Origin of the sequence: Marinobacter caseinilyticus (assembly GCF_011074955.1) — a bacterium.
Classification (GTDB): Bacteria; Pseudomonadota; Gammaproteobacteria; order Pseudomonadales; family Oleiphilaceae; genus Marinobacter; species Marinobacter caseinilyticus.
The window spans coordinates 87,981-100,132 of the sequence record NZ_WUQJ01000028.1; the positions used below are offsets into that span (position 1 = coordinate 87,981).

General features: G+C 55.2%; 11 protein-coding genes. 1 reads left to right on the forward strand and 10 read right to left on the reverse strand.

Translation table 11 applies throughout. The features are described 5' to 3' along the window. The 10 genes from GRX64_RS14100 to GRX64_RS14145 form a co-directional block, all read right to left on the reverse strand. Positions 1-1,155, reverse strand: coding sequence for an MFS transporter (locus GRX64_RS14100; protein WP_235937685.1), 1,155 nt, complete (start codon positions 1,153-1,155; stop codon positions 1-3). Between the two features lie 28 nt (positions 1,156-1,183). Next, positions 1,184-2,281: a chorismate synthase gene (aroC, locus tag GRX64_RS14105; RefSeq protein WP_166268343.1), complete on the reverse strand. Its 1,098-nt coding sequence runs from the start codon at positions 2,279-2,281 to the stop codon at positions 1,184-1,186. 36 nt (positions 2,282-2,317) lie between these two features. After that, entirely contained in the window at positions 2,318-3,223 is a 906-nt protein-coding gene (gene prmB, locus GRX64_RS14110) for a 50S ribosomal protein L3 N(5)-glutamine methyltransferase (protein WP_166268345.1), read from the reverse strand. Positions 3,224-3,389: 166 nt separating this feature from the next. Then, positions 3,390-4,652, reverse strand: coding sequence for a patatin-like phospholipase family protein (locus tag GRX64_RS14115; protein WP_166268347.1), 1,263 nt, complete (start codon positions 4,650-4,652; stop codon positions 3,390-3,392). Positions 4,653-4,686: 34 nt separating this feature from the next. Next, the gene (locus GRX64_RS14120) at positions 4,687-5,598 is read right to left on the reverse strand and encodes a DUF4892 domain-containing protein (protein WP_235937686.1); all 912 of its coding nucleotides are present in this window, start codon (positions 5,596-5,598) and stop codon (positions 4,687-4,689) included. Further along, positions 5,588-6,502: an alpha/beta fold hydrolase gene (locus tag GRX64_RS14125; RefSeq protein WP_166268349.1), complete on the reverse strand. Its 915-nt coding sequence runs from the start codon at positions 6,500-6,502 to the stop codon at positions 5,588-5,590. The genes GRX64_RS14120 and GRX64_RS14125 overlap by 11 nt, the downstream gene beginning before the upstream one ends. 16 nt (positions 6,503-6,518) lie before the next feature. Further along, entirely contained in the window at positions 6,519-6,869 is a 351-nt protein-coding gene (locus GRX64_RS14130) for a PilZ domain-containing protein (protein WP_166268351.1), read from the reverse strand. A gap of 127 nt (positions 6,870-6,996) precedes the next feature. Then, positions 6,997-8,001 (reverse strand): DNA polymerase III subunit delta', encoded by a 1,005-nt coding sequence (locus tag GRX64_RS14135; RefSeq protein WP_166268353.1) that lies wholly within the window; start codon positions 7,999-8,001, stop codon positions 6,997-6,999. A 25-nt stretch (positions 8,002-8,026) separates the two neighbouring features. After that, complete coding sequence (locus GRX64_RS14140) at positions 8,027-10,078, reverse strand: transglutaminase TgpA family protein (RefSeq protein WP_166268355.1); 2,052 nt, start codon at positions 10,076-10,078, stop codon at positions 8,027-8,029. After that, a complete protein-coding gene (locus GRX64_RS14145; RefSeq protein WP_235937687.1) occupies positions 10,075-10,995 on the reverse strand; it encodes a DUF58 domain-containing protein in 921 nt (306 codons plus the stop codon). The genes GRX64_RS14140 and GRX64_RS14145 overlap by 4 nt, the downstream gene beginning before the upstream one ends. Positions 10,996-11,227: 232 nt before the next feature. On the opposite strand from GRX64_RS14145, the gene GRX64_RS14150 reads away from it, so the two are divergent. Then, positions 11,228-11,854 (forward strand): hypothetical protein, encoded by a 627-nt coding sequence (locus tag GRX64_RS14150; RefSeq protein ID WP_166268359.1) that lies wholly within the window; start codon positions 11,228-11,230, stop codon positions 11,852-11,854. Positions 11,855-12,152: the final 298 nt, after the last annotated feature.

Sequence of the window (12,152 nt, forward strand, 5' to 3'; positions counted from 1 at the left end):
CTAAGGGGACGGTTGCGGCGGGGGTTTCAGCCACCGCCACGCAATCACCAGCGCGATAGCCATGGCAGCGGCGCTGCCCAGAAACGCGGGTGAGGTGCCAAAATCGTCGACAATGAAGCCTGACATCCACGCACCCAGTGCGCCGCCTGCGCCAAAGGTCAGTCCGCTGTAGAGCGCCTGTCCCTGGCCGTGGTGATTGCGGCCAAAATACCCCTGTACGTATTGCACCGATACCGCATGCAGCGCACCGTACGATGCTGCATGCAGGCACTGAGCCAACACCAGCAAAAACAGGACATCCGACACTTCAGCAATCATAACCCAGCGTACCAGGGTTAACGCCAACGCACCCAGTACAATCTGACGCACCGTGCATAACCGGAATACCCGGTGCATGACCAGAAACAACGCAATTTCGGCAAGCACAGCCAGCGACCACAGCAACCCGATCGCCAATTTTCCATACCCCAGCTGTTCGAGGTGGATACTGAAAAACGTGTAGTAGGCGCCGTGTGACACCTGCAACAACAAATTCATGCTGAAAAACGCCAATACCGCAGGCTCTTTTAGAATGGCAATGAGTTGCCCTCTCGGCCCTTTCTCGGGCTTTCCCGCTGCCTCCTGCGGAACTAAAAAGGCAGCGACGACGATGCCGGCAAACATCGGCAACAGGAGCCATGGCAGACTGCTCAGAGGAAGACTTTCCAACAGCCACCCGATCATGGCAACGGCAACAATAAAACCGACGGAACCCCACAACCTTACCCGGCCGTAGCGCTCCCGATCAGAACCCAAGCCCTGCAGAGTGATGACTTCGTACAAGGGCAGAATGGCGTTCCAGAAAAAAGTAAACGCGAGCATGACCAGAAGCAGGCCGTAAAAACCCGGTTCAAGAAAGACACCAAGAAAACAGAATGCACCGCACAAGGACCCCAGCCTAACCAACCGAACCCGTCGGCCAGACCGATCTCCCAACCAGCCCCAGACATTTGGCGCCACCACTTTGGTAAGTTGGATGGTGGCCATCAGGGTGGCGATCTGGAGGTAACTGAAGCCCTGGCCGTCCAGGTAGAGCGACCAATAGGGCATCATCGCGCCCAACAGCGCGAAGAACCAGAAGTAAAGATTGGACAGTCGCCAGTAAATCGTAATCACCCGGGTTGGCTGAGGAATCGTCGCCGTGTTATTTCCCGGCTTCAATGTTTGGCGTTGCTACCTTTACGTCGGCGTTTTGGCCACGATGCCGCAAATAATGATCCATCAAAACAATGGCCATCATGGCTTCGGCTATGGGCGTAGCACGTATACCGACACATGGGTCGTGACGCCCCGTTGTAATGACTTCAACGGGCTCTCCGTGAACATTAATGCTCCGCCCCGGCAGCCTTAAACTGGACGTAGGCTTAAGCGCAATGCTGGCAAGAATAGACTGACCTGAAGATATACCGCCAAGAACACCACCGGCATGGTTCGAAAGAAACCCCTCCGGTGTCAGCTCGTCCCGGTGCTCAGTACCTTTTTGAGCAACGCAGTCAAACCCCGCGCCAATTTCAACGCCTTTTACCGCATTAATACTCATAAGCCCATGGGCCAAATCCGCATCCAGACGGTCAAATACGGGCTCTCCCAGGCCTGGTGGAACCCCATCCGCTACAATGTTGATCCGAGCGCCTACTGAATTGCCCTCTTTGCGAAGAGCATCCATGTACTGCTCCAGCTCTTGGACTTTGTCGGCATCTGGACAGAAAAACGGATTCTGGTGAACCTGCGACCAATCCAGCTTGTCAATCTTGATGGGTCCCAACTGCGACAAATAACCTCGAATACGAATACCCAGGCGCTGCTCCAGATATTTCCTCGCCACCGCCCCTGCGGCGACTCGCATCGCGGTCTCCCGGGCCGATGAACGTCCACCTCCGCGGTGGTCCCGAAAACCGTACTTGTGGGCGTAGGTATAATCGGCGTGGGCTGGCCGGAACTGTTCGGAAATTTTGGAATAGTCCTTTGAGCGCTGATCGGTATTTTCAATCACTAACCCGATGGGCGTCCCCGTGGTTTTGCCCTCGAACACACCGGAAAGAATGCGTACTTCATCTGCTTCGCGGCGCTGAGTCGTGTGTCGGGACGTGCCGGGCTTACGCCGGTCCAGATCGCCCTGAAGGTCCGCTTCTGTCAACTCAAGACCTGGTGGGCACCCATCAATGATGCAACCGAGTGCGGCGCCGTGGCTCTCACCAAATGTCGTTACTGTGAACAGCTTTCCAAAACTATTTCCCGACATAATTCATGATCTTATATTGGTTAATTAATAATGATGCTAGGCGCCTGCCGAGCGCCACGCGCTCAAGTCTTCGGCGGTTAGCAAGAATACACCGTCGCCACCCTGCTCGAACGCCAGCCAGGTGAATGCCAGCTCGGGGTAGGCTTCCTGCAAGGCAATCCAGCTATTGCCAACCTCGACGATCAGCAAACCGCCTGGGTTTAAGTGATCACTGGCTGTGGCAAGAATACGATGCGCAATAGCCAGGCCATCACTGCCTGCCGCCAGGCCCAGTTCGGGCTCGTGTCGAAATTCATCGGGCATCGACGCCATATCTTCAGCGTCAACATACGGAGGATTGCTCAAGATCAGATCGTATCGGCCTTCAATACTCTCAAAGACGTCGGAATGCACGATATGAACCCGGTCACCAAGATCGTGCATCGCCACATTGGCAGCGGCCACGTCCAAGGCGTCCACAGATAGATCGGACAGGTCCACCTCGGCCTCCCCGAACACTGTCGCGGCAGCAATACCGATGCAGCCGCTGCCGGTGCAAAGGTCCAGAATTCTTGCCACTGGCTGGCTGCCCAACCAGGGTTGAACGCCGGCCTGAAGCAGTTCACCCAGCGGGGAGCGTGGCACCAGCACACGCTCGTCCACTTGAAAGGGTATTCCCATAAACCACGCTTCACCAAGGATATAGGCCAGGGGGATTCGATCACTGATTCGGCGCTCTAACCGATCGAGAATGAGCTGTTTCTCTGCTTTTGTCAGCCTGGCATCGAGAAATAAGGTATTGTTCTCAAGTGGTAAATTCAGGCTACGCATGACCAGCTGGACGGCTTCATCCCAGACATTGTCGGTACCATGACCGTAAAAAAGCTCTGAGGCAGCGAATCGAGAACAGGTGTAGCGCAAGAAATCACGAACGCTCTTCAGATCGTCTATCGGGAGTGTCACAAGAAGCCGAATCCTATATCTGTGGGTTTACACCAACCTCTGACCCTTTGGTCAAAACGCCGACGGCATTATACGCTGATTGGGCCGTGTGCTACAGCCCAGCCTAACGCTTACCCCAGGGGAGCAAAAATGACAACACCAGAATGGCTACGCCAGAATGACAAGACTAAAGTGACAAGGGCCCGGAGCTGTTTACTTTTGTCTCAAACCTGTCCAGTGCCGCAATCATGCGCTCCCGTCCAATCTGGATGAGCTCAGGAGCCTTATGATAATCATAAGTGCGACACGCATTTTTAGGCACGTTCACCAACAGATCCGGCGGGTACCCGGCAAGCTTGTATTGGACCAATGCGCTTTGCATGGTTTCAATGGTCAGGTTCATGATGTCAAACTTACCAATGCCAAGCTTGTCCCAAGAGATGGTATCCGGATCGTCATCCTGTTTGCGTTCCGAAGCTCGCTTCTCATTCTCCTTTTTCTGAGCCTCCAAAGCACTGGGCTCAAGCCCTGGCTGTGTCTCTGCGTCTTCGTCCGGTTCATGTTTACCACCAAACGATTTCAGCAAATCCCAGTCGAACCAACGGGACGCTTTACCCCGAACCTTGTCGACCCACTCCTCCGGATCGCTGTCACCGACTTCTTCAAACGATGCGTCAGGCAGCCGCTGCTGCCAATCGTCTTCGCCACTCAAATTGACCGCAAAAATTAAATCCGCATGGGAGGAAATAGTGGGAACAATCGGTAGCGGGTTAAGCAAGGCACCGTCCACGAGCACACGGCCGTTTAACACCACCGGTGTGATGATGCTGGGAATCGCTACCGAAGCGCGAATAGCGCGATGCAACGGGCCTTCCTGGAACCAAATTTCCTTGTGGGCTAACAGATCGGTAGCCACCGCCGTGAATGAAATGGGCAGATCTTCAATGCGGATATCGCCGATCATGTCGCGGACGACCGAAAATATTTTGTGGCCTCGTATGGCCCCGGCCGACGACAGCGATATATCGAGCAGTTTCAGTACATCAAACTGCCCAAGCCCGGTGACCCAATCTTTGTAGTCCTGCAGTTTTCCAGCGGCATAGACACCACCGATTAACGCCCCCATGGAACACCCGGATATGGCAATAATGTCGTATCCACGCTCGACCACGGCTTCAATGGCACCGATATGGGCGTAACCCCTGGCGCCGCCGCTTCCAAGTGTAAGCGCAACGGTTTTCCGTTTTTGTTGTCTGACCCCGTTGCCACTGGTGCCCTCTTGGACCTTGCTGGCGGCGGTTTCGGGAGATGTCGAACTGGAGTGGGTTGTTAGTGTTTGGTTGCCGCCCTTAATTCCAATCTGGCGGTCACTCTCAGATTTTCTCTGAGCATCACCTGGCGTTTCACCGTTATCGGAATTCTGTTCGGTCTGATCTGACTTTTTGCTCATTTACTTAGTATCTCTCGCTATTTCCATATGGCGTCTAAGGCTGACTCACCACGACCAGCTCCACCCGGTCGCCTTGTCTTGCCGGATCTCCAAACTCTACCGCAGGCCCGATGATGATCGGAACAATTTGTTGCTGTTGAATACCGATTTTGGTCAACAGAACCGTCATCGCTTCAGCTGCTTTTTCGGCACGATCCATCGCACTCTCAAGCGTCTCGTTATCCTTAAGCTCGGCGTAACTGTTCAATACCACTTTTGCCCCCTCGCCCTGAGACCGCTCTTGCAGGAGACGTCGATCGTTGGCGTTCCAGCTAAACTGATAAGTTACCCCGCCTGCCCAGGGCACGATGATCGGACCCTGGATCCGGGCTGAGGCGGAGGCAAAGCCAGGTATAGCGGCGCCTTCTTCAGCGGTGAGTTGTTCCACCCAAACATATTCTCGATGATTACCCCGGGTGACGGTGTAGACCAACACAACCTGAACATTGCCTTCCTGATCCCGGTAAGCCGCCGCGAGGTAGTCCTGATTCGCATCACGGCCGTACAGTGTCGCATCGCTGAATATCTGGTTTGCCCACACATTGCTGCGCCCGCAGCCTCGCCCTTGGCATTCGAACAGAACAACTGCCTTTCGTTCCGCCAATTCATTCCGATAATACGCCCGGGCCTCATCCCGTCCTGAGTCTGGACTGACTTGCAAACGTTGGCCAGAACCGCGCACCGCAAGCCGAATGACGGAATCGGACCGGATCTCATCGTTCACTTCTCTCACGGCGCTGAGCAATATGAGATGGCTGGGCGAAATAATAACGCGCTCGACTTCGACCGACGCCAACGGAAACGGCGCAATGGGGACTGCTTGCACCGGAACCGAAGCCGCGGCCACAACCACGAGGCAACAAACCCCCACCATGCACCGACGTATAGCGCGAACCTTATTTATCATCCGTTAAAAACTCCCTGATTGCGTCTGCAACTGGTGCAATATCGCCCTCCAAATGACAGTGGTGAGACCCATCTATCGACACGGTTTTGAGCGAGTCAACACGATCCAGCCGAGGCTGCCAGCGCTTGAGGTCACTCAATAAACCCTGAGTCGCGCGAATCAGCAGCGTGTCAGTGGTCACGGCGTCCAAAAAGGCCAGCACCTGCTCCTCAGAGAACATCATTAGTGAGGGATGCCGCAAGCGCGGATCGGTCCGCCACTCGAAACCGCTTGGATTTTGCCGGAGGTTTCTCGGCACCAGCGTCATTGCGGCGGTATCCGACAAGGGGCTAAGCCCACCAGCCCTGATGCTGGCGGCGTTTTCAACGGTTGGGTAGCGGGCACCTTGACTGGAGCCCGAAAGTCGCTTGAGAATGCCCCGACGTAGCTGGCTGACGGCGTCCTTGGGTGGTTTTGCGATTGGCCCAAAACTATCAATCACCACCAATTTACGCACTTTTTCCGGAAAGGCTGCGGCATACATCATAGTAACGATGCCACCCAGCGAGTGGCCGACAAGGTCCACCGGTGTTTCAAAGGCAGAGTCAATCAGCTCAGCCAAGTCCGAAACGTAATCCGCCAGCAGGTACCCTTGACCAGGCGGCCGGTGCTCAGACAAACCGTGCCCGGCCATATCAACGGCATACACGTTTGCCGACTGCTGCAAACGGGGCGCTAACCGAGCGAAAGACAAACAATTATCGAGCCAGCCGTGAAGCAGCACTGCCGGTGGCTGCGACGTTGGCACGTCTTCTTTGGCCGGCCAATTCACACCGGCCAATGTCAGGTGACGCAATGGCCACCTCATTTCCTGACCGTCCAATACCGATGTCCGTTCAGCTTCAGAAACCACAGCGTTGTTCATTAGGTAAGCCAGTGTTTTACATGGTGTGGGTAGGTCGGTCAGAACTCAACGCCCCGGCAAGGTAGGATTCGATCTTGTTTTTGGCGGTTTCATCTTCACCGTTGAACTGGACGCCGATACCCGCCGCACGGTTACCTTGCGCACCTTTGGGTGTGATCCAGACAACCTTGCCGGCGACCGGGATTTTCTCCGGCTCGTCCATCAAATTGAGCAACAGAAACACTTCATCACCCAGCTGATATTGTTTCTGGGTCGGTATGAACAGACCCCCCTGGCGAATGTAGGGCATATACGCCGCGTACAGTACCGCCTTATCTTTAATCGTCAGGGTCAGAATGCCACTGCGTGCGCCGAAACCAGGCCCCATAATCACATCCTTCCGTCGAGCTGTTGTCGTTGTTCCAGCATTGTGCAACAAACACAACGCGTTCAAATATCAAGCTATTTTTATCATCATAGCAGGCTTATGAATTTTACACCTGCACCTGGACTGATCAACCGGATTTGCGGCGACGCTCAGGCATTAAACTTCTCCAGTGAATTAGCAAACGTTCGGCCTCCAGCTCTGGACTGGCATTATATATCGTTGCCGACCGTGACTCATGAATCGCATCGCGTAGCCAGTGAGCACGATGTGCAGGATTCGATGACGCCAGAAAGTTGAGCATGTCCGACGCCTCAGAGTCTCTTGCCTGGCCGCCAGCACCAATGCGCGCAAGATCGGCGACCCAAACTTCCATCAACCACAGCGTGGCGTCCAGCCCTAACGTTTTAAAGGGCTTGGCAGCCTCCGCTACCGGTATCTCCGATTTCATAAACCGTCGGAATGCGGCCAACGCATCGGCTCTCAAGCTCAGAAAATCACCCACAATGTATTCCAGGGCAAGCCTGGGTGCGTGACCTGCAAGTTCCAGCGCCTGGCGTTGGCGGCGTTCATCAAGCTCCTCGCGCTTTTCAAGGTCGGCAATCTCTCCGCTTAACCAACGCAGGCCGACATCCGGCCCGGGCGTGGGAATGGCAAGGTTTTGGCACCGGGATCGTATCGTTGGCAGAACCGGGCGACCGGTTTCCTGTAATAACAATAACACCACATCCCCCGAAGGTTCTTCGAGGGTTTTCAGCAACGCATTGCCCGCGTTGATGTTGAGTTGGTCTGCCCGATCAACAATGATGACCTTTCGACGTGCCACCTGCGGTGACGCAACCGCAAACGACGATAGCGCCCGCACTTGATCAATTTTGATCATTCGAGATTTTACCGGAGCGAAATACCGAACATCCGGATGAGAATCCGCCCGAATCAACTCACAGTGCTTGCAGGTTCCACAGACGTCAAGCGCACTCGCACCCAAGTGGTCACACACCAGAAACCGTGCGATTTCAGCGGCGAGGTTTCGTTTTCCGACCCCTTCCTCACCGCCTAGCAAAAGCGCGTGTGGTAACTGTCCTGCGTCCACTCGGGCCCGCACATAGGACCTGGCTTCACCCAGCCAACTCATCGATTGCCCTGTCGTTTGCAAACCGCTACCTCTTTTGGGACTGGCGACCACCGGAACGGCGTAAGTGTTTACGCAGCAGGCTCAATAAACGCTTCATCCGCGCAATATCGTGCGATGGGACGCGCCGGGCCGAGCCTGTGTCGCCATAATAGTGATTGTTAACCGCCCGAGCAAAGGCCTCCAGCGGTTTTCGAGCCTCGGGGTATTGCTGGCCTGCCCGATGAGCCAGTTGGTCCGGTGTTTCGCCCGGCTGAACCACCATTCCACTGTACTCAAGCAGGCGGTGCCAACGATAGACCAGACGTAAACGGGGGTCCCCACTTCCCCCTGTGTGTTGACGCCAGACGGTTATCAGACCCGCCACCAGCAACGCAAAACCCACCAGTCCGGCGCTGAGGTAACCCAACTCTCTCATCCCCAACCCGCCGGGCAGTCGGGACATCAAATCCATTTGGGACTGACCCTGATAACCGACCACCCACCGTTGCCAATTGTAATTGATACGGTCCATCTGAAGCGACGCCCACTGTACCAGAGCCACGTCCCCATAACGCTGGGGCGAGATCCAGTCGTTCTCTAAAAACGAACCCTCGTCCGCCATGGCTTCACGCAGCCCCGATTCGATTCGCGCAGGAGAAATCGCAGCCGTCGGGTCCACGCGCACCCAACCCAATTCCGGCAGCCAGGCCTCAACCCAAGCGTGGGCATCGTACTGACGAACAATCAGGTATTCACCCCCCACCCCATTTTCACCGCCCTGATACCCCACCACGACGCGAGCCGGAATCCCGGCCGCTCGCAACAGAAAAGTGGTGGCACCAGCGTAGTGGGCGCAGAAGCCGCGCTTGATGTCGAATAACAACGAATCAATACCGTTCTCTGGCATTTGAGGCGGTTTTAACGTGTAAAAATACTCATCCTTTCGAAAACGATAAAGAACGGCTACAAGGAACTCTCGGGCGCTGGCGCTATTCTTGGCCAATTGACCTGCCAGAGCCCGGGCTCGTGGGTTGCCGTCTGCCGGCAGTTGCAGATACTGCCGGCGTTGCTCAGCGGATAATGGCACCGGTACCGAATCCCGACGTTCGGGCACCTTCGCCAATCGGTATCGAACCGTGGTGTCGGCAGGGCGTTGAAAAACGAACAGATTCTCCGGCGTTGCAAAAACGTTGTTTGAGACGGCTTCCGAATTGTCCAGGGCAAAAGCCCACCGCTGATTGCTCGCATCCAACAACACATCGTATTCATTGGCCGCCAGATCGCCGATACCACCATCCAGCGCGATGCGCCCAGGGCGCTGATAGCCGGGAACGGTCTGCTGAGCCCAAGTTTCGCCGTCAAATTGATCCAACACCAAACCGCGCCAATAGCGATCTCGCTGCGCGGGCACCTGGCCACCAAAGGTGACGCGAAACGCTCGCTTACTGCTTTGTGCAAGGTTGGAAATCGAGCCGGGCGTCATGGTATCACTGATGCCCGTCACTCCACGGTCGGACACCAGGGGGACACTCCAGAGCGGAGCCATTCGGGGGAAAAAGAGAAAAAGCACCACCACCACAGGTAGCGTTTTTAGCAACATGACCGCCAACCGTTTCCACCCGGCCATAATGGCACCGGACAAGCCCGGGGCATTCAACACTTGCAGACCCACCAGAAGGCATACGACACCCAGCAAGTTCAACAACGTCCATACAATGCCTTGCTCAAATAAAAAATTCACCGCGGCAAGATAAATGAGAATAAAAAACAGGACGTAGAAGTCTCTGGACGCGCGAGTTTCAAGCCATTTCAGTCCTACGGCCAGAACAAAAAACGAAGCGGCCGTATCGACTGAAAAGTTACCCTTCACTGTTGCCACATAGACCGCGACGACAGCCAGCATTACCATCGTGCGCAGTATCCGGCCAGGCAGCCGTACTCGCCCAGTTTGCGCGAGCCAGCGCCACCCGGCTAAAACGATACACGCCGCGATCAGCCAAATGGGCAAACGTGCCAGTTGTGGCAGGATTAATACGCCGAAACTGGCGATAAGCCAGATCAGGGCCCGCCCGGGAATATTTACAACTGCCTGTGTCATGCTGTTTCCCGATCGTTAGTTTGGGGCGGTTTGCCACTGTCGGGGGCATCCTTACCAAATACCGCCAGCGCTCTCAAACAGCGGGCTTGATGATACGCGCCCTCATCCGGATCAATCACTACCCCGGGCAGCCTGAGACCATAAACCTGGCCCAGCCGGACCCTTTCCAATACCAATGCCGCCAGATAACTCAGTCGCAACTCCTGATCGACACCCGGAAACATGGCGTAATCGATCCATTGCGTACTACCCTGCTCTCCCTGCCAGTCTGCAATGACCATTTCGCCCGTTCTGGCGAAACGCTTCCACAGCACTCGCTGAGTGAGATCCCCCATCCGCCAGGGTCGAACGTCGGCATGATCATGCCCTTCATCCACCAGGCTGGCGGACGACTCATCCCCTTGATCACCCGGGAACCCGATAGCCGGCGGCATGATGGGGCGGGGGTAAACCACCCCATGAGCCGCGGGGCGCATCCAGGACCAGGCTTCAAGAAGGCCAAAGGGAAACCGGGTACCAATTCGCAGTCGCTCAAGCCCCAGGTAGCCTCTGGAAGTCGAATTGACGTGAACCACAACGTCCACTGACTCGCCGGCCGACACGTCCCGATATTCCAGGCTGGCGGAACCATTGGAAAAGGCGATGGCGGCGGCGTCGCGATTCGCGCTGTTCGCCCTGACCGTGAACGGTATATTTTCCCCCGCGAAACCTTCTCCGGCGCGAATTAATGTAAGTTCAAGACCGACAAGATTATTGTGGGTCTGGTGCATTGCAGCGACAAATAGTGCACCCAACAAAAAGGTCAGCAGGTAGATCAGGCTGTTTTGGTAGTTAATACCTGTCAGCAGCATAATGAACAGTAAAAACGCAAAAACCACGCCGGCGCCGGTCGGTAATATAAAAATATTTCGCTGCACAAGCCGCTGCGAGTCCGATTGCGGGATACGCCGATTGACCCACCGACGCCAGTGGTTTTGGAAAGCCCTTACCATTGGTTGCCCTCTGAACAATGCTGTCTGGTGAAAGATACTTCGTCTTTACCCGAACTGATCACAATTCCACCGGAAAAGCCTTGAAAATGGCAGACCACGGGCAAATACTCTAACAGAGGTTTTCCATTACTGCTTTCAACGCTGTCAGGGGCTGCACATGTTTCGCCAACACACACTTTCAATTGCACTGTCCACATCATTGGCCGGTGCCATTGCCCTACCCGCTTTTGCTGGCGTGCAATCGCTGACATCCGATGAAATGGTTGATACCTATGTGAAGGATTCCGCCATTATCCTGGTTCCCAGGGACAAGAGAAAATCCGCCACTGAACGCCAGAAAGTGTTGAGATCACTGACCATTTCCCCCGGTGAACCGGTGGTTTCGGAATCTGAAGAACTGGCTTACGAGGATGCGCTACGCCGTCACCAGGAAGAGAACAAGGAAGATGCACTGGAACAGGCCCAAGAGGAATTTTTACGCCGCGCCATACTCCTGCCAATGGACGAGTTGGCCCAGATACAGCCGCCGGCAGATTTCACCCCCCAACTGGCGCCTATCGTCTTTGGTCAGCAGCTTGAGATTCCGGATGAGCCCTTTAACCAGACATTTTTAAATGATCAGTTGAGCATCGGGTATGATGGTCAAAATGTAAACTTTTCCATCGGCAACCCACCAGGCATTGACCGTATTGAAATCCCGCAAGCGATTAACGAAGGTCCCATTCAACTGACCCCCCGACCGGGCGGGGGTTTTGACTTGTCGATCGCGGTTCCAAATCAGTAGCTTGCTCTGCCAACCCTCGCCCTCTGCATCCCGCCCCATTTTGGTGAAATCACAGAGTCATCTATCAACGCCAGAGGGCAACCCTGGCAGCGGTCTCTATGGCTGAGTTGTCCCAGCCACGACGGGTGGCGACTTTACCTCAGTGAACCCTCGGTTGTACTGACCCCATATGCCCGCGAACCAGTATGGCCAACCTGCGTCCGTTTGGCTTTTTGTCTCACAGGCGCCGAGGTACTATCCGCCCACTGATAACACCTTGTCGCCATACCCTTCCTGAATCAGCAAGCCCTGACGCAGG